Here is a 16,491-nt window from a genome sequence, read left to right as displayed (position 1 = left end):
TGACGGCGAGTGAAAGGGAGCGAGGTAGAACGCGAGGGACACAAGGAAAAGAGAGCAGAAGGCGGCAGGCTCAAACAGGCTCAGACAGGCTCTGACGAGTTCAGACCTCGAGCTCATCAGCCGCCAGCTGCCCCAGGATCTGGAAGCGCCCACCGCTCATGAAGCCGAGTGTCAGGCTGCCGTCTTCCTGCTCATGCGTCTCGGCGCTCTCGAGCAGCCGATAGTAGAGATTGCGGTGCAGGCGCGCGGCAAGCCCGAAACGCACCGGCACTTCCGGCAACCACAGGCCGTCCGGCGTCTCGCTCAGCGTCAGGCAGCTATCCCCTTCCAGTCGCACGACATCGCCCTGATCGGTGACCAGCTGCCAGACGTCCGGCTGAGGCTCTGTCTGTCCGGGCCCTGTCTGCTCGAACTCTGTCTGACCGGGCTCAGTCGGCGCAGGATCGCTCTCGACGCGGGAGCAGTCCACCGCCAGGAAGGGGCGGTCCTCGACCTGGATGGTGACCTTCTCCGCCGGCGTGACCAGGCAGTAGCTGCCATCAGACTCAAGACGCATGACCCGCGACAGCATGTGCACTAGGCGCGCGCGACCGATCGGCGTGCCCTCGTGCATCCAGCGCCCGTCGGCGCGGATGACGAGGTCCATCTCGCCACAATGCGCCGGGTGCCATTGATCCACCGGTGGCAAAGCCTTGCCGCTGGTGGCCTTGTCGCCCAGCTGGGTGAGGATGGCGGCTGGATTCATGACGTTCCCTCCCTGGTGGTCAGATCATGCGAGATACCACGCTCAGTCGATGAGCATGCCGCTGCTGGCCAGCGCTTCGCGAACGTTGTCCGGTGCTTCCGGCGCGGCAGCGCGGAACAGGCGATAGAAGTTGGCGGTGGTCTGCATCGCCAGCTCATCGACGGTGATGCCGCGCTCGGCGGCGATACATTCGGCCACCTCGACCACATTGCCCGGCACGTTGGAAGTACCGCGGTATGGCACCGGTGCCAGATAGGGGCTGTCGGTCTCGATCAGCAGGCGGTCCAGCGGGATGGCACGCGCCAGCTCGCGGACGTGTTCGGCGTTGCGGAAGGTGACGATACCGGAGATGGAGACCATGAAGCCGTGGCCCACCGCGACGCGCGCCATATCGAGATCTTCGGTGAAGCAGTGCAGCACGCCACCGACAGCGGGGTCCGTGTGCTGCTTGATCAACGCCAGGGTATCTTCCCGCGCCTCGCGGGTGTGGATGATGACCGGCAACTCGAGCTCACGCGCGGCGATCAGATGGCGCGTGAAGCGCTCGTACTGCAGCTCGCGGCTGACGCTCTCGTAGTGATAGTCGAGGCCGGTCTCGCCGATGGCCACCGCGCCGAAGCGCTCGGCGCACTTCTTGATGTCCTCGACCGTGGGTTCCGGGTCGACCTGATGCAGCGGATGCACCCCGGCGGAAATCACCACATCCTCATGCTGCTGGGCGATGGCCGAGATCTCGGGCACATCGTCGAGCGTGACGGCAATGGCGAGGAACTGGTGCACGTGACGGGCGCGCGCGGCGTCCAGCACGTCCTCGAGGCTGCCGCCGTGCTCTTCCAGTTTCAGACGATCAAGGTGGCAATGCGAATCGACAAACATCCGGAAACTCTCACTACTGATGGCCACGCGCTGCGCGGCGAAAAACGTGCTCGACCGGCGGGCGCCCATGGCACTGCCGGTCGAGATGATGAAGCGACGCTGCGCTCGCGCTACAGCGTATAGGTCGCGTGACCCTTGCCGAGCATGCCGGCCAGGTGGTTCTCGATATGATCGCGCACCTGGCGGTCCTCTTCACTGAAGTGGATGCCGATGCCGGCAGTACGCCGGCCACTGACGCCCTGCGGGGAAATCCATACCACGCGCCCGGTGACCGGAATGCGCTCGGATTCCTCAGGCAGGGTCAGCAGCAGATAGACTTCCTGGCCCATGGTGTAGCGCTCGGTGGTCGGCACGAAGATGCCGCCGCGCACGAGGGTCGACATGTAGGCGGCCAACAGGGTCTTCTGATCACGAATGGTCAGCGAAAGCGCCTTCTGGCCTTGCTGTGGAGCGGTATCCATCCTTCACCTCCGGCCGGTCTCCCGGCACATGCAGTCCCGTGACGAGCGTCAGCGCTCACATGAGGACTGACGCTGCGTATCAATGCGTATTCTTCGGCCATTGCCTGCTGATATCTGACCCAAGGCGAGCAAACGGCCTAGCTGGCTTCAGTCTAGCCTGCCCGCCTTGCCTCGCGCAGCCTCGCGGCTTTCCACGCGGATCTTTGCTCAGGTCCTTCCTCAGCCCTTCACTCGGCCCCTTCACGCCAGAAGCTCGGACCTTCACTCGGACCATCACCTCAGAAAAAGCCAGCTGCGCATTCAGGAGCGCAGCAAGGCGGCCCAACGCACCAGCCAGGCTTCCAGCACCAGCTGAGGGTTGGGGTTGCCGCCCGCGGCCAGCAGGCGGCGCTGCTCGCGTGCGAAGTCCAGCAGCTTGAACCAGTCCTGGGTGCGACCATTCTTGACCGCCTGCCTCAACAGCGGCTCGAGACTGGGGTCACGCAGGTCGCCGGCATTGCCGGACAGGCCCATGCGGATCAGGTCTTCCAGCCAGGCAATACCGTACCACAGCACCTGCGCCAGCGGTTGGCGCTCCAGTCGCCACGCCTCGGCCACCGGCTCACCACCGCGCACCAGCGCATCGAACAGCTCGCGCAAGGCCTGACGCAGCTGACGCTGCTCCGCCTCGCCAAGACGCACCGCCAGCTGTGGCAGTCCACCCGCCATGCGCAGCAGGGCCTGAGCATCCTCGCCCAGCTGCTGCGTTAGCCACGGCAGGCTCTCTTCGGCCGGCGGAATCACCAGCGGCCATTGCTGACAACGCGAGCGAATGGTCGGCAGCACCCGTGACGGCATGTCGCTGAGCAGAATGAACAGCGTATTGGCGCCGGGCTCCTCGAGGCTCTTGAGCAAGGCATTGGCCGAGGCGATGTTCATCGATTCGGCCGGTTGCAGCCGGATGACGCGGTAGCCGCCCTGCTGGGCCGTCTGGGAGACGAAGCGGTTGACCTCACGGATCGGGTCGATGCGGATCATCTTGCCGACATCCTGCGGTGCGACCGCCATCAGATCAGGGTGATGCCCCGCCGCCAGCATATGACAGCCATGACACTCGCCACAGGCCGCCGCACCGGGCTTGCCCTGGGCGGTGCGACACAGCACGCGAGCGATCATCGCATCGGCCAGCTCATGCTTGCCAAGCCCCGATGGCCCGCTGAGCATCACCGCATGCGGCAGGCGACCGTTGTCGTGCACCGCGGTGAAGTGTTGCCAGAGCGAATGCTGCCACGGCAGCGGCGAGAAGCTCGAAAGCGTGACACCACTGCTGACGCCTGAAGCACTCATGGCTGTTCATCCGTGGGAGTGTTCGCCTGCCAGGCCGCCACCCGAGCTGCCAGTACCGCCGCGATATCGGCCTGCACGGCCTCGAGCGACTGACCGGCATCGATGGTGGCAAAGCGCTCGGGGTCGGCATCACGACGCATGTGATAGCCGACACGCACCGCCTCGAAGAACTGCTCGGCTTCCTGCTCGATGCGGTCGGCGCCTTCACCGGTCTCGGCGCGACGAGCGGCCAGACGGCCACGTGCCGCCTCGACCGGCATGTCCAGCAGCAGGGTCAGATCCGGCTGCAAGCCTTTCTGCACCAGGGATTCCAGCGCCGAGATATCGGCCAGTGGCAGGTTGCGGCCACCGCCCTGGTAGGCAAAGGTCGCGTCGGTGAAGCGATCGCACACCACCCAGGCGCCGCGCGCCAGCGCCGGGCGAATGGTCGCGGCCAGATGCTGGGCACGCGCGGCGAACATCAACAGTAGTTCGGCATCATCACTCAGCGACTCGGCCGGCGCCGGGTCCAGCAGCAACTGGCGAATGGCTTCCGCTCGCTCGCTGCCACCCGGCTCACGCGTGCGCACGACCTCGAGGCCATGCGCCTCGAGCTCGGCGACCACGAAGGCGACATTGGTGCTCTTGCCGACGCCTTCACCGCCTTCCAGCGTGATGAAGCGACCACCGGCCGAGGCCCGGGTGGCCGCCGCGCTGGCGGCGTGGCGAGAAGACGTCGTGCTTGATGCGCTCGGACGTGAAGACATGATGTTTCCTGATTCAGACAGCAGATGACTCGCGACGAAAGCCCCGTGCAGCATGGCAGACCCTGTTCGCCACACGGGTTTCAGCTCATTCGCCACGCATTACCGATTGAGAATATAACGGCGCACGGCATTGTTGTGCTCGCGCAGCGTGCGCGAGAAATGATGCTTGCCCTCACCCTTGGCGACGAAGTAGTAGGTATCGCCTTCCTTCGGGTGCACCGCCGCTTCCAGCGCGGCGCGCCCGGGCATCGCGATCGGCGTCGGCGGCAGACCGGTGATCACATAGGTATTCCAGGGCGTCGGCTTGCGCAGGTCGGCGCGCGACAGCGAGCCATCATAGTCCTTGCCCAGGCCATAGATGACGGTCGGGTCGGTCTGCAGGCGCATGCCACGCTCCATGCGACGCTTGAAGACGCCGGCGATCTCGTCGCGCTCTTCCGGCGCGCCGGTCTCGCGCTCGATCAGTGACGCCATGATCAGCGCCTCGTAGGCGCTGGTGATCGGCAGGTCGTCGTCACGCCCGGCCCAGACTTCCTCCAGCGTCTTGCTCATGCGGGTATAGGCCTGCTTGTAGAGCGAGAGGTCGCTGACGCCCTTGTGATAGCGGTAGGTGTCCGGGAAGAAGCGCCCTTCCGGCTCCTCGCCCTCTGCACCGACGGCCGCCATCAGCTCCTCGTCACTCATGTCGCGAGTCGTGTGCTCAAGCTTGGGTGAGGCGTCCATGGCGGTGCGCATCTGGGCGAAGGTCCAGCCCTCCGGCACGGTCAAGGTATAGCTGACCACATCGTCACTGGACAGCAGCGCCACCAGCTCACGGCCGTTCAAGCCCGGCGTGAGACGGAATTCACCGGCGCGCAGGCCATTGACGGCCTCAGGCTCGAGGCGCGCCCAGACCTTGTACGGCCAGCTCGCCTCGATGATGCCCTGTGACTCGAGCTCGCCCACGACCCTGGTCAGACTGGCGCCCTTGGGCACCTCGAACAGCTGTTCCTTCTCGATCGCCAACGGTGACAGCAACTGCGCCTGCCAATAACGAAAGCCCACCACACCCGCAGCCACGGCCAGCACTACCAGCATCAGGAGGATCTTGAACACTCGCATAATCAGGTTTCCAGTCTTCATGGCGAAGGCGACGACCGCACAGGCATGCCTGCTGACGCTCGTCGCCCTCCGTCAGTTCGCGGGCTCGCCCAGCAAGCGCGCGATAGTGTGATTCAACTCGTCCAGCGCCGGATGCGCCTCATCCTTCCACTCGCACAGAATCGCGCCATCGGACTTGAGCAGAGTGCGCAACGGCCAGACGCCCTGCACGGAATTCATGACGACCACCTGCTCGGCCCGCGCGAGTGACTCAAGCCCCTCACGCACTCGTTCGAACGTCATCTCGGCCTCAAGCGCCGCCAGCAGCGTGCCCTCGACACCGGCACGATCAAGACACGGCGTGAACCAGCGCCCGTCACGATACCAGGCCAGATTCATGCTGGTGGCCTCGATCAGCTCGCCCTGCGCATTGAGCAACAACCCCTCGCTGATGGTCGTGTCGCTCCACTCACGGCGCGCCAGCACGTTCTCGAGCCGATTGAGGTGCTTGAGCCCCGCCAGTGCCGGCTGCTCGGCCACACGCAGCTCGCAAACCCGTGCCGTGATGCCACGCCGCGCCTGCTGATTGACCGCAAAAGGCGTCGCGCGTGCCCGCAAGCGCGCCTGCGGTGACTCCGGTGCCCTGTAGCCCCGCCCGCCAGAGCCGCCGGTGACGATAAGCTTGAGCACTTCAAGCCCCTCGCCCTGACAGACCGCCAGACAGGCCGCCAGCTCAGCTGCCGAGGGTGCTGCAATCCCCAGACGCTGACAACCGCGCCTCAGGCGCGCCTCGTGCCAGGACCACAGCTGCGGCCGCCCCTCACGCACCAGAATCGTCTCGAACACGCCCTCGCCATAGGCAAGGCCACGGTCATCACTGGGCAGATCGGCGGCGAGCGCCGCAAGAGCACACTTGTCTTCAGAGCTCTTGCTGCCAGAGGCATCAGTCGTCATCGATACAGCCCTCCAGAGAACGGTTGCGAGCACGGCACGCAAAGCAGGTGACGCCCCACAGACAAACGCGCCCCCGGATGGGAGCGCGTCTGAGGAGAGAGAACACGAAAACGTGTGATCAGTCCTTGAGCTTGCCGAACACCAGCGAGCCGTTGGTGCCACCGAAGCCGAACGAGTTGGACAGGGTGTACTCGATCTTCATGTCACGTGCGACGTTCGGCACGTAGTCGAGATTGCAGCCCTCGGCCGGGTTGTCCAGGTTGATGGTCGGCGGCGCGATCTGGTCACGCATCGCCAGCACGCAGAACACGGCCTCGACCGCACCGGCAGCGCCCAGCAGGTGACCGATCATCGACTTGGTGGAGCTGACCGCTACATCACGCGCCGCATCACCCAGCACCGATTCGACAGCGAGACTTTCCGCCTTATCGCCGGCATTGGTGGAGGTGCCGTGGGCATTGATGTAGTCGATCTGGCCCGGCTCGAGCTTGGCGTCACGGATGGCGTTGCGCATCGCGGCGGCCGCACCACGGCCGTCTTCGGGCGGTGCTGTCATGTGGTGAGCGTCGTCGGACATGCCGAACCCGAGCACCTCGGCGTAGATGGTCGCGCCACGCGCCTTGGCGTGCTCGTACTCTTCCAGCACGACGACACCGGCACCGTCGGACAGCACGAAGCCATCACGGTCGCGGTCCCACGGACGGCTGGCCGCCTGCGGATCATCGTTGCGGGTCGACAGCGCACGCGCCGCGGAGAAGCCCCCCAGGCCCAGCGGCGTGGTCGCCATTTCGGCACCACCGGCCACCATCACGTCGGCATCGCCATAGGCGATGGTACGTGCGCTATAACCGATGTTGTGCGTCCCGGTGGTACAGGCAGTGGTGATCGCGATGTTCGGACCACGATAACCGAACTGGATCGCCAGATTGCCGGAGATCATGTTGATGATGGAGCCCGGCACGAAGAACGGCGAGATGCGACGCGCACCGCCCTTCTCCAGCGCCTTGTGGTTGTGCTCGATCATCGGCAGGCCGCCGATACCGGACCCGATGGCGACACCGATACGCTCGGCGTTGTCTTCGGTGCATTCAATGCCGGAGTCGGTGATGGCCTGGTGGGCCGCCGCGATACCGTATTGGATGAAGAGGTCCATCTTGCGGGCCTCTTTCGGGTTCAGGTACTGACTCACATCGAAGTCCTTGATGGAGCCACCGAAACGGGTATTGAAACCGCTGACATCGAAATGCTCGATGGCCGCGATGCCACTCTTGCCCGCCTTGATGTTGCTCCAGCTTTCCTCGACGGTATTCCCGACCGGGGTTACCAGGCCAAGACCTGTTACCACTACCCTTCTGCGAGGCATCGTGTCTCCTCCAAAACTATCGAATTGGCACGCCAGGGCCATGGACGCCCGGACGGTAATTGAGCGCATTATACAGAAACCTGGCCATGCGTGGGCAGTCGGTTTTCAAGCGCTTTTCTGGCCACTTTCACGAAGGAATTCCGACACTTGCCACAAAGAGGCATTTGTCACGAAGCCCGCCGTCTACCACCAGGCAATTCGCGCCCTGTCGGCGCGGCATTGCGCAGCACATCCCTGAACGACAAGAGCCGCACTGAGGAACAGTGCGGCTCTTGAACGTACAGACAATTGCATCACGACCATGAGCAACAGGTTGCTCCGTGATCGCTTCAACACACCTTACTGGTGGTTGACGATGTAATCGATAGCTTCCTGCACGGTGGTGATCTTCTCTGCTTCTTCGTCAGGAATTTCAGTATCGAATTCCTCTTCAAGAGCCATCACCAGCTCGACGGTGTCCAGGGAATCGGCGCCCAGGTCTTCAGTGAAAGAGGAAGAGTTCTGGATTTCTTCTTCTTTGGCGTTCAGGCGCTCAGCCACAACCTTCTTGACGCGTTCTTCAATGGTGCTCATTTAACAATCACTCCTAGTGGTACGGAATCCGCAGCTCGAAAAAGCTGGGCGTAGTTTATAGGCCACCCCAAAAGGACGCAACCACGTCCCTGCGTGGGGTTCAGCGCATGTTCATGCCACCGTTCACCTGCAACGTCTCACCGGTAATGTAGCCTGCTGCATCACTGGTCAGGAAGCCGACTGCCGCAGCAATCTCTTCCGGCTGGCCAAGGCGCGCCAGCGGGATGTTGCCGAGCAACGCTTCGTGCTGCGCTTCCGGCAATGCTTCAGTCATGTCAGTGGCAATGAAGCCCGGCGCCACTGAGTTGACGGTAATATTGCGTGACGCGACTTCGCGCGCCAGCGAGCGGGCAAAGCCTTCCATGCCTGCCTTGGCGGCAGCATAGTTGACCTGACCGAGGTTGCCCATGGTCGCGACCACGGACGAGATGTTGACGATGCGGCCGAAGCGCGCCTTGGTCATGCCGCGCAGGCAGCTCTTGCTGACACGGAAGACCGACTTGAGATTGGTGTCGAGCACCGCGTCCCAATCGTCTTCCTTCAAGCGCATCAACAGGTTGTCACGCGTGATACCGGCATTGTTGACCAGAATGGTCGGGGCGCCGAAGCGCTCGCCGACTTCCTTGAGCACGGCGTCGACGCTGGCCTGATCGGTGACGTTGAGCAGCATGCCCGCGCCTTCGATACCGTGCGCCTCGAGGTCAGCGCCGATGGCCGCTGCGCCTTTCTCGCTGGTGGCAGTACCGATCACGATACGGCCCTGACGGCCGAGTTCACGGGAGATGGCTTGGCCGATGCCACGACTGGCACCGGTCACCAGTGCGATTCTGCGTTCGCTCGTCATCTTGAGTCCTGAGTTGGCTGATCCAAGTCACATGGCCGGCCAGATGGGCCAGCCACGAGCTTACTGATTCTGTTCGGCAGCGGTCTCGCGGGCAAGTTCCAGCGCCGCTTCCAGGCTATCCGGATCATTCACGGCCAGGCCACGCGCCTGACGCTGAATGCGCTTGCCAAGGCCGGTCAACACCTTGCCCGGGCCGCATTCGATGAAGCTGCGCGCGCCACTGTCGAACATGGCATTGACGCAATCGGTCCAGCGGACCGGCTGATAAAGCTGCTCGATCAGACGCTGACGCAGTGTCTCGACATCGTCATGCGCCTTGGCATCGACATTCTGGATGACGGTATAGCGCGGCGCACGGAACTCGATGGCATTCATCGCCTCGGCCAGCTTGTCGGCCGCCGGACGCATCAGATCACAATGCGACGGCACCGACACCGGCAGCGGCATGGCGCGCTTGGCACCCGCTTCCTGACATGCCGCGATGGCACGCTCGACGGCAGCGGTGCCACCGGCGATGACGACCTGTCCCGGCGCATTGTAGTTGACTGCCGCGACCACTTCACCCTGTGCCGCACTGGCACAGGCGGCTTCGACCTGGGCATTCTCGAGACCGAGAATGGCCGCCATCGCGCCCTGCCCCTGCGGCACGGCAGTCTGCATGGCTTCGCCGCGCAGATTGACCAGCTTGACGCCCTCGGCGAAACCGATCACGCCAGCGCAGACCATGGCGCTGTATTCACCCAGGGAGTGACCGGCCATACGCGCCGGACGCGGGCCTTCCAGCTCCTGCCAGACGCGCCAGATGGCGACACTGGCGGTCAGAAGCGCCGGCTGGGTCAGCTCGGTACGATTGAGCTCCTCCGCCGGACCTTCCTGTGTCAGGTGCCAGAGATCGCGCCCCAGCGCGTCAGAGGCTTCCTCGAAGGTAGTGCGGACCACGCTATAGCGCTCCGCCAGCTCCCGCAGCATACCGACCTGCTGGGAGCCCTGTCCCGGGAAGATGAGGGCCAGGGAATCTGTCATTGCTGTCACCATTTCCATCTGTTCAGGTGGGACTGACACGGGTCAAGAAACCCGATTTCCGCTGGCTCGCAAGCGAGACGACCACTGTCGTGTCTCACGCTTCTGCCAGGGGAAAGCCTGCTTCCTGTCATTTACGTCATGCTGCTGCCCTGCGGGGCTTCTTGCGGGGGCTGCCTGCCCCTGATTCCCGTCCGCTTTCACCGCCCGGCCGCGAAGCGCTGGCATTGTCGCACCGTGTGCGCCGAAGCTCGACCCCAACAGGCACAAATCAGACCAATTTACTCATTCAGCGTGAGTATGTGCCTTCCAGGGCCTGCGCCAGGCGCGAAGGCAATTGCTCGCGAGCCTCGCTGGCCGCCCGCGTGACGGCAAAGGCAAAGCCTTCCGCCGCCGCGCCGCCGTGGCTCTTCACCACCACGTTCGCCAGGCCCAGCAGGCTGGCACCGTTGTAGCGCACCGGGTCCAGCTCACGCGAGAGTCGCGTCAGCGCCGGACGCGCTAGCCAGGCCATCAGGCGCGTGCGCCAGCTGGCCGCCAGGGTCGCCCCCAGCTGCGCCGACAGCATCTGCGCAAGCCCTTCACTGCTCTTGAGCACGATATTGCCGACGAAGCCGTCACAGACCACCACATCTACCTTGCCGGAGAAGAGGTCGCCGCCCTCGGCAAAGCCAAGGTAGTCGAAGTCCGACTCGCTGCCAGCCAGCAGGGCGTGCGCTTCCTGCACCTGCGCAGTCCCCTTGACCGACTCGACTCCCACGTTGAGCAGCCCCACTCGCGGACGCTCGACCGCGTCGATGAGGCGACTGCGCATCGCGCCCATGCGGGCGAACGCCAGCAGGTGATGCGGTGCGACATCGACGTTGGCGCCGAGATCCAGCAAGCTGCAGGCTCGCACGCCACGCGTGGGCACCGCGGCACAGATGGCAGGTCGCTCCACCCCTTTCACTCTTCCCACTTCGCGCATGCCCAGCGCCATCAAGGCGCCGGTATTGCCGGCACTGACACAGGCATCCGCCTGGCCCTTCGCCACCAGACCCAGGGCCTGAGACATGCTGCTGGGCTCGCGACTGCGCAAGACGCGGGACGGGCGAGCATCAGACGCGACAATGCCGTCGACAGCGAGTGTCTGAAGGCGATCACGAACACGGGAGAGTGAAGCAGGGAGGGAGTCTAACTCGGCATCCAGTAGATGCTGCGGGCCGACCAGGATGGCGCTGAGTTGCGAGTCTCGCAACAGCGCACTGGCCGTGCCCCGTAACGTAGCGCGGGGACCGAAGTCCCCGCCCATCGTATCGATGGCGATACGCACGGCGTTACGCCGCGCGCTGCATCAATGCCTTATGCATCAACGACTTTGCGGCCACGGTAGAAACCGTCGGCAGAGACGTGGTGACGCAGGTGAACTGTACCGGTTTCCTTGTCCTGGGACAGGGTCGGTGCAGTCAGGGCATCGTGGCTACGACGCATGCCACGCTTGGAACGAGTTTTGCGGTTCTGCTGAACTGCCATGGGGATTACTCCAATCTTGTCGACAAATTGAGTTCAGTGCTTGTCCTTCAGGGTGCGAAGCACACTGAATGGATTCACAGCGGGTGCGTCCGAGGCCTCGGGTTCCACACCGCTGGCCAGCTGGTCGCGAGAGACGGCACAATCGGCCTCCTCGTGGTAGACCACCTGCGGCAGGACCAGGAGCACTTCATCCTCGATCACTGTCAGGAGATCCAGCTGTTCGTTTTCCACCACTACCGGCTCGTACTCACCGGGCAGCTGCGCCGCCAGTGCATCGCTGGTCACCAGCCCCAACAGGAACTCGCTGGAAAGCGGCTCCGGCTCGGTGGGTCCCAGGCAACGCTGACATAACAGACTTGCCTCGAAGGCGATGGAGCCTTCGATGAAGCTGCGACGTTGAGTGTCGATGTCAAAGGTCATGGAGACGCTGACGTCCCCTTCCTGAGCACCGATGGCCTCAACAACACGGGGCATGTTCGCCAGTGGAATCACGCCTTCAAGGCGTTTACCCGCTGACGCCAGCCGGTAGGGCTCGACCTTGGTCGGCAGTCTTGTGGTCAACATAGGCGCGCCATAATAGGGATTCCCCCTCCCGGTGTCAAAATGCATGAGCAACTTGTTGCTTTTGCCAGCCCCCTCACCATCACGCTTTCACGTCGATATGCGGCAACTGACACTGGGCTACACGTCCAGCGCGCGATTGTACGCGCCTGACGCTTCAATGCCGAGAGGATTTACGGCATCCTGCAGCCCTTGTTTTTCAAATACTTGCCGCGCGCCGCCCAGCCAATGCCCGCAACGCGCCCCGACGGAGAGCCATGATGACTCCACTGGTCCTGGCGTCCAGCTCACGCTGGCGTCGTGAACTGCTTGAACGCCTCGGGCTGCCCTTCACCTGGACAGCCCCCAGCATCGATGAAACGCCGCGCCGCGAAGAAAGCCCCGAGACACTGGTCCATCGTCTGGCACTCGGCAAGGCCAATGCCGTGGCGGATGCCTATTCCCACCACCTGATCATCGGCAGCGATCAGGTCGCCGTCTTCGAGGGCGAGATACTGGGCAAGCCGGCGGATCTGTCAGCCGCATGCGGCCAGCTGGCGCGCTTTTCCGGACGTCGCGTGCGCTTCGTGACCGGCCTGGCGCTGATCGACACCCAGTCTGCGCGTCACTGGGTCTGTCATGAAGACTACGAGGTCGTCTTCCGCCCTCTGAGCCGCGCCGAGATCGCGCGCTACGTCGAGCGCGAGCGCCCCCTCGACAGCGCCGGCAGCTTCCGCATGGAAGGGCTGGGCATCACGCTCTTCGAGCGCCTCGAGGGGCGTGACCCCAACAGCCTGATCGGCCTGCCGCTGATTCGCCTGTGCGAACTGCTGCGCGAGGCAGGCGTCGACCCTCTGCTGGATGCACCGCGCTCCTGAGTGGCGCCGCGCCCCCGAGAGACACCGTAGCCCTGAGAGATACCGCAGCCCTGAGCGACGAGAGCTGCGGCCCTGACTCGCCTACCAGGGCAGGCGGTAGCTGACAGGCGATACCGTCGTCTCGAGCCCCATCGCACTGGCCATTACACCGGCGAAGCGCCGCGTGAAGCGCTCGAAGGGGTCCTGACGCGGCGTGTAATCGTGCAGCTCCGCTTCTGGCGTCAGCTCAGCCGCCAGCTCTTCCAGCGTGCCGGTACGATCGACCAGCCCCAGCCCCCGGGCCTGCTCGCCGGTCCAGATCAGCCCCGAGAACAGCTCGGGATCGTCCTTGAGGCGTTCACCGCGCCCGGCCTTGACCGCCGCGATGAACTGCTGGTGCGTCGTGGCCAGCACGCTCTGCCAGAAGGCACGCTGGTCCGGCGAGATTTCCGAGAACGGATCAAGAAACGCCTTGTTGTCTCCCGCCGTGAACACGCGACGCTCGATATCCAGCTTCTCCATCGGCCCCTTGAGCCCGAAGCTTGAGGAGATCACGCCGATGGAACCCACCAGGCTCGAGGGTGCCGCGATGATCTCGCCGGCGCCGGCCGCCATGTAATAGGCACCACTGGCGCCCAGGTCTTCAATCACCGCGATCACCGGCTTGTCGCCCCGCTCGCGCAGCCGCATCAGCTCGTCATAGACGCGCTGGGACTGCACCGGGCTGCCACCGGGCGAGTTGATGTCGAGCACCACCGCCACGGAGGCCGGTGACTCCCAGGCCGCGCGCAGCCCCTTGATGATGCGCTCGGCGTTGGCTTCGCCATCCGCTTCGATCACGCCCTTCACGCGCACCACGCCCAGATGCTGCTCGCCGGGCAGCGCCGCTGGCTGGCTGCCGAGCGTGAACAGGGTCACCGAGGTCGCGATCGAGGCAATGAACAGCAAGGCGAACAGGAAGCGGAAGAACAGCTTCCAGCGCCGCGAACGACGCTGCTCGGTGACCACGCCTTGCACCCAGCGGTCCATCATCTCGAGCTGCGCGGTACGCTCGCGCGCCTGCCAGTCCACCTCTCGCTCGGAGGCGGTAGCCGCGCCCTGTCCACTCATGCCCTGCCCACTCAAGCCCGCTTCGCTCTCGTCCTTGCCACCCGCGCCTTCACGCCAGGGATCCTGCGGCCTGTCACTCATCGATTGCTGCTCCTGTGCTGGGCGATCGCGACCGTTATCTGGCCACGTACAGCCACTCCATCAATTCATCGAAATGCGAGACGATGCGCTGCGGCGCACAGGCCTCAAGACGCGGCACACTGTGTACGCCGTAGTCGACACCGACACTGTGCATGCCCAAGGCACGCGCCATTTCCAGATCATATTCGGTATCCCCGACCATCAGCGCCTCATGCGCCTCAACGTTCAGCTCGGCCAACAGCTCCTCGAGCATGCGGGGGTGCGGCTTGGACAGCGTCAGGTCCGCAGTGCGCGAAGCATGGAACCAGTCACCGCAATCATGGGCCCTGAACATGCGGTCCAGCCCGCGGCGGCTCTTGCCCGTCGCGACGGCCAGCAGCTGCTCGGGATGGCGACGCAGACGCTGGATGCCGGCCTCGACACCGGGGAAGAAGTCCAGCGGCGTGGTATCGACCGCCACGAAATGCGCCTTGTAGGCCGCGACCAGCGCCTCGCACTGCTCGGCCGTCGCCCCCGGGAACAGGCGCTCCATGGCTTCGGGCAGCCCGAGCCCGATGATGTCGCGAGCCGCATGGGCAGGCAGCTCACCCATGCCCGTCGCCAGTGAGGCCGCCTGCAGGCAATCGACGATACGCGCCTCGGAATCCATCAGGGTGCCATCCCAGTCGAAGATGACCAGGCGATAGCGCGGTTGCGGCAGTCCTGCAACGAGATCAGTCATGACGAGCTCCCAGCTCTCTGGCAGTGGCGAGAACGCGCTTCATCCGCTTGTCCAGCGGCGCGCGCACGGTGACGGTTCGCCCGTCGATCGGATCAGGGAAGCTGAGCTGGGCGGCATGCAGGAACAGGCGCTCCAGCCCGACCTTCTTCGCCAGGGCATTGCCGCGCTCGGTGCCGTACTTGGTATCGCCGAGCAACGGATGCCCGGCATGCACCGAGTGCACGCGGATCTGGTGAGTACGCCCGGTAATCGGCTCGGCCTCGACCAGCGTCATGCTCGGATAGGCCTCACGCACCGCGTAACGCGTACTGGCCGTCTTGCCGGCCTCATCGACGCGCACCCGACGCTCACCATTGCCACCGTCATAACGCTCCAGCGGCGCATTGACGTAATCGCGACGTGAATCCCAGCGCCCCTCGACCAGGGCCAGATACAGCTTGGTCATCTTGTGGGCCTTGAGGTCGTCATTGAGCTGCAACAGCGCAGCCCGCGTCTTGGCCAGCAGAATGCAGCCGGAGGTATCACGGTCCAGGCGGTGCACCAGCTCCAGGAACGGCAGGTCGGCGCGAATCTGGCGCATGGCCTCGATCAGGCCGATCTTGACGCCACTGCCACCGTGCACGGCAAGCCCCGAGGGCTTGTTGATGACCATGAAGTCATCTGTCTCACGCACGATGCAGCCCGCCAGCACCTCGCGCAGGTTGTCACTGACTTCCTGCACGGCGGCTTCCGGCGAGAGGCGCAGTGGCGGCACCCGTACCAGATCGCCCGCCTGCAGGCGATAATCGACCTTGATGCGCTTCTTGTTCACGCGCACTTCCCCCTTGCGCACGATGCGATAGATCAACGCCTTGGGTGCGCCCTTGAGGCGGGTACGCAGAAAGTTGTCGATGCGCTGCCCGGCCAATTCCGGGGCAACCTCGATCCACTGGACTGATTGGCCTTCGGCCATGTCGCACTCCTTTCCGGCCCCGCCTTCGCGCGGCCTGCTCATCTTGTTGCCGTGCGCCTGGGCGCACTCAGACCGGCCATTCTACGGTGTCATGCGACCAATGGGGAATCATCGTGCCACATGCCGCTCTCATGAGCGGCTCACCGGGCCTCGTATCTCGGGCGATGTAGCGAAGCGTTTGATCTGGCAGCTGAATTGCTGGTACATACCTTTACTGGTATATTCGAGCGCAGTGAGATGGGCCTTCTCTATATGCCCGATCATCGTCTCCGCAGCCCTGTCACAGCGGCCGGAAAAACGGCGCACCCGGCACTTCAACAAGGTGCTTCACGCCGGCGGAGAGGGTCAGATGGCCCGCAATGAAGCAACGCGCACCGACATCAGCACCGTGCAGGTCACGCAAGCACCCTGTTGTCATCTACCCTGTCGGTAGCGTGCTGTCCCGCGCATCGCACCTGTCAATCACAGGCAGCGAAGGCCGCCCCAAGGACAGTCATTCGCGGCCAGTGGCCAGACCAGAAGCTGACGCAAAACATCGATGTCGCTCAGGTCTCACAGGACTTGGTGACGATATCAGCGGGCGCGGAACGCATGACGCCGCGCGCCGCAGCGCAATCGCCCTTCGAGCCTTCGTTGCAGACTCCACGAGATGCTGTCGCGGGAGCCCGAAAGCCGCCTGCGCAGGCAAGACAGCAAGATGCCCAGTCATTCATGGGCCAACGACACAAGA

Annotated in this window: 18 protein-coding genes; 1 reads left to right on the top strand and 17 read right to left on the bottom strand. The window is 64.2% G+C overall.

Going from position 1 to position 16,491, the window contains the following annotated elements:
- Positions 1 to 100: 100 nt before the first annotated feature.
- The 14 genes from F8A90_RS04490 to F8A90_RS04425 form a co-directional block, all read right to left on the bottom strand.
- Positions 101 to 745, bottom strand: coding sequence for a DUF1285 domain-containing protein (locus F8A90_RS04490; RefSeq protein ID WP_200019194.1), 645 nt, complete (start codon positions 743 to 745; stop codon positions 101 to 103).
- A gap of 42 nt (positions 746 to 787) precedes the next feature.
- Complete coding sequence (locus tag F8A90_RS04485; protein ID WP_200019193.1) at positions 788 to 1,621, bottom strand: TatD family hydrolase; 834 nt, start codon at positions 1,619 to 1,621, stop codon at positions 788 to 790.
- Positions 1,622 to 1,731: 110 nt separating this feature from the next.
- The gene (locus F8A90_RS04480; protein WP_043331891.1) at positions 1,732 to 2,082 is read right to left on the bottom strand and encodes a PilZ domain-containing protein; all 351 of its coding nucleotides are present in this window, start codon (positions 2,080 to 2,082) and stop codon (positions 1,732 to 1,734) included.
- A gap of 300 nt (positions 2,083 to 2,382) precedes the next feature.
- A complete protein-coding gene (locus F8A90_RS04475) occupies positions 2,383 to 3,408 on the bottom strand; it encodes a DNA polymerase III subunit delta' (protein WP_200019192.1) in 1,026 nt (341 codons plus the stop codon).
- Positions 3,405 to 4,154: a dTMP kinase gene (tmk, locus tag F8A90_RS04470; RefSeq protein WP_166019287.1), complete on the bottom strand. Its 750-nt coding sequence runs from the start codon at positions 4,152 to 4,154 to the stop codon at positions 3,405 to 3,407. The genes F8A90_RS04475 and tmk overlap by 4 nt, the downstream gene beginning before the upstream one ends.
- Before the next feature lie 99 nt (positions 4,155 to 4,253).
- The gene (mltG, locus tag F8A90_RS04465; RefSeq protein ID WP_200019191.1) at positions 4,254 to 5,255 is read right to left on the bottom strand and encodes an endolytic transglycosylase MltG; all 1,002 of its coding nucleotides are present in this window, start codon (positions 5,253 to 5,255) and stop codon (positions 4,254 to 4,256) included.
- 72 nt (positions 5,256 to 5,327) lie between these two features.
- The gene (gene pabC / locus F8A90_RS04460) at positions 5,328 to 6,188 is read right to left on the bottom strand and encodes an aminodeoxychorismate lyase (RefSeq protein ID WP_200019190.1); all 861 of its coding nucleotides are present in this window, start codon (positions 6,186 to 6,188) and stop codon (positions 5,328 to 5,330) included.
- A 118-nt stretch (positions 6,189 to 6,306) separates the two neighbouring features.
- Positions 6,307 to 7,551, bottom strand: a complete 1,245-nt coding sequence (fabF, locus tag F8A90_RS04455; protein ID WP_200019189.1) for a beta-ketoacyl-ACP synthase II — start codon at positions 7,549 to 7,551, stop codon at positions 6,307 to 6,309.
- Between the two features lie 339 nt (positions 7,552 to 7,890).
- Complete coding sequence (gene acpP, locus F8A90_RS04450; protein WP_024950601.1) at positions 7,891 to 8,124, bottom strand: acyl carrier protein; 234 nt, start codon at positions 8,122 to 8,124, stop codon at positions 7,891 to 7,893.
- A gap of 100 nt (positions 8,125 to 8,224) precedes the next feature.
- Entirely contained in the window at positions 8,225 to 8,968 is a 744-nt protein-coding gene (fabG, locus tag F8A90_RS04445) for a 3-oxoacyl-ACP reductase FabG (RefSeq protein ID WP_200019188.1), read from the bottom strand.
- A gap of 60 nt (positions 8,969 to 9,028) precedes the next feature.
- The gene (gene fabD / locus F8A90_RS04440) at positions 9,029 to 9,991 is read right to left on the bottom strand and encodes an ACP S-malonyltransferase (RefSeq protein ID WP_166019284.1); all 963 of its coding nucleotides are present in this window, start codon (positions 9,989 to 9,991) and stop codon (positions 9,029 to 9,031) included.
- Between the two features lie 286 nt (positions 9,992 to 10,277).
- Positions 10,278 to 11,300 (bottom strand): phosphate acyltransferase PlsX, encoded by a 1,023-nt coding sequence (plsX, locus tag F8A90_RS04435; RefSeq protein ID WP_200019187.1) that lies wholly within the window; start codon positions 11,298 to 11,300, stop codon positions 10,278 to 10,280.
- A 29-nt stretch (positions 11,301 to 11,329) separates the two neighbouring features.
- The gene (gene rpmF / locus F8A90_RS04430; RefSeq protein WP_065392644.1) at positions 11,330 to 11,500 is read right to left on the bottom strand and encodes a 50S ribosomal protein L32; all 171 of its coding nucleotides are present in this window, start codon (positions 11,498 to 11,500) and stop codon (positions 11,330 to 11,332) included.
- 33 nt (positions 11,501 to 11,533) lie between these two features.
- The gene (locus F8A90_RS04425) at positions 11,534 to 12,064 is read right to left on the bottom strand and encodes a YceD family protein (protein ID WP_107335333.1); all 531 of its coding nucleotides are present in this window, start codon (positions 12,062 to 12,064) and stop codon (positions 11,534 to 11,536) included.
- A gap of 257 nt (positions 12,065 to 12,321) precedes the next feature.
- On the opposite strand from F8A90_RS04425, the gene F8A90_RS04420 reads away from it, so the two are divergent.
- Positions 12,322 to 12,918 carry a Maf family protein gene (locus F8A90_RS04420; protein ID WP_200019186.1) on the top strand — a complete coding sequence of 199 codons (597 nt, stop codon included), beginning with the start codon at positions 12,322 to 12,324 and terminating at the stop codon, positions 12,916 to 12,918.
- An 81-nt stretch (positions 12,919 to 12,999) separates the two neighbouring features.
- Here F8A90_RS04420 and F8A90_RS04415 read toward each other — a convergent pair whose 3' ends face one another.
- From F8A90_RS04415 to rluC, 3 genes are read right to left on the bottom strand one after another with little or no spacing between them, the layout of a single operon-like run.
- Complete coding sequence (locus F8A90_RS04415; RefSeq protein WP_200019185.1) at positions 13,000 to 14,088, bottom strand: S49 family peptidase; 1,089 nt, start codon at positions 14,086 to 14,088, stop codon at positions 13,000 to 13,002.
- Positions 14,089 to 14,122: 34 nt separating this feature from the next.
- Positions 14,123 to 14,809: an HAD-IA family hydrolase gene (locus F8A90_RS04410; RefSeq protein ID WP_166019280.1), complete on the bottom strand. Its 687-nt coding sequence runs from the start codon at positions 14,807 to 14,809 to the stop codon at positions 14,123 to 14,125.
- Positions 14,802 to 15,761: a 23S rRNA pseudouridine(955/2504/2580) synthase RluC gene (gene rluC / locus F8A90_RS04405; protein WP_200019184.1), complete on the bottom strand. Its 960-nt coding sequence runs from the start codon at positions 15,759 to 15,761 to the stop codon at positions 14,802 to 14,804. The genes F8A90_RS04410 and rluC overlap by 8 nt, the downstream gene beginning before the upstream one ends.
- Positions 15,762 to 16,491: the final 730 nt, after the last annotated feature.

Source organism: Cobetia sp. cqz5-12 (assembly GCF_016495405.1).
Classification (GTDB): Bacteria; Pseudomonadota; Gammaproteobacteria; order Pseudomonadales; family Halomonadaceae; genus Cobetia.
Note: the sequence above shows the minus strand (reverse complement) of the source record. Positions and strands in the feature narration are given on the sequence as shown.

What these genes read in the sequence shown, in the direction of transcription:
- F8A90_RS04490 (WP_200019194.1), bottom strand. Translation starts at nt 745, where the DNA reads ATGAATCCAGCCGCCATCCTCACCCAGCTGGGCGACAAGGCCACCAGC.
- F8A90_RS04485 (WP_200019193.1), bottom strand. Translation starts at nt 1,621, where the DNA reads ATGTTTGTCGATTCGCATTGCCACCTTGATCGTCTGAAACTGGAAGAG.
- F8A90_RS04480 (WP_043331891.1), bottom strand. Translation starts at nt 2,082, where the DNA reads ATGGATACCGCTCCACAGCAAGGCCAGAAGGCGCTTTCGCTGACCATT.
- F8A90_RS04475 (WP_200019192.1), bottom strand. Translation starts at nt 3,408, where the DNA reads ATGAGTGCTTCAGGCGTCAGCAGTGGTGTCACGCTTTCGAGCTTCTCG.
- tmk (WP_166019287.1), bottom strand. Translation starts at nt 4,154, where the DNA reads ATGTCTTCACGTCCGAGCGCATCAAGCACGACGTCTTCTCGCCACGCC.
- mltG (WP_200019191.1), bottom strand. Translation starts at nt 5,255, where the DNA reads ATGCGAGTGTTCAAGATCCTCCTGATGCTGGTAGTGCTGGCCGTGGCT.
- pabC (WP_200019190.1), bottom strand. Translation starts at nt 6,188, where the DNA reads ATGACGACTGATGCCTCTGGCAGCAAGAGCTCTGAAGACAAGTGTGCT.
- fabF (WP_200019189.1), bottom strand. Translation starts at nt 7,551, where the DNA reads ATGCCTCGCAGAAGGGTAGTGGTAACAGGTCTTGGCCTGGTAACCCCG.
- acpP (WP_024950601.1), bottom strand. Translation starts at nt 8,124, where the DNA reads ATGAGCACCATTGAAGAACGCGTCAAGAAGGTTGTGGCTGAGCGCCTG.
- fabG (WP_200019188.1), bottom strand. Translation starts at nt 8,968, where the DNA reads ATGACGAGCGAACGCAGAATCGCACTGGTGACCGGTGCCAGTCGTGGC.
- fabD (WP_166019284.1), bottom strand. Translation starts at nt 9,991, where the DNA reads ATGACAGATTCCCTGGCCCTCATCTTCCCGGGACAGGGCTCCCAGCAG.
- rpmF (WP_065392644.1), bottom strand. Translation starts at nt 11,500, where the DNA reads ATGGCAGTTCAGCAGAACCGCAAAACTCGTTCCAAGCGTGGCATGCGT.
- F8A90_RS04425 (WP_107335333.1), bottom strand. Translation starts at nt 12,064, where the DNA reads ATGTTGACCACAAGACTGCCGACCAAGGTCGAGCCCTACCGGCTGGCG.
- F8A90_RS04420 (WP_200019186.1), top strand. Translation starts at nt 12,322, where the DNA reads ATGACTCCACTGGTCCTGGCGTCCAGCTCACGCTGGCGTCGTGAACTG.
- F8A90_RS04415 (WP_200019185.1), bottom strand. Translation starts at nt 14,088, where the DNA reads ATGAGTGACAGGCCGCAGGATCCCTGGCGTGAAGGCGCGGGTGGCAAG.
- F8A90_RS04410 (WP_166019280.1), bottom strand. Translation starts at nt 14,809, where the DNA reads ATGACTGATCTCGTTGCAGGACTGCCGCAACCGCGCTATCGCCTGGTC.
- rluC (WP_200019184.1), bottom strand. Translation starts at nt 15,761, where the DNA reads ATGGCCGAAGGCCAATCAGTCCAGTGGATCGAGGTTGCCCCGGAATTG.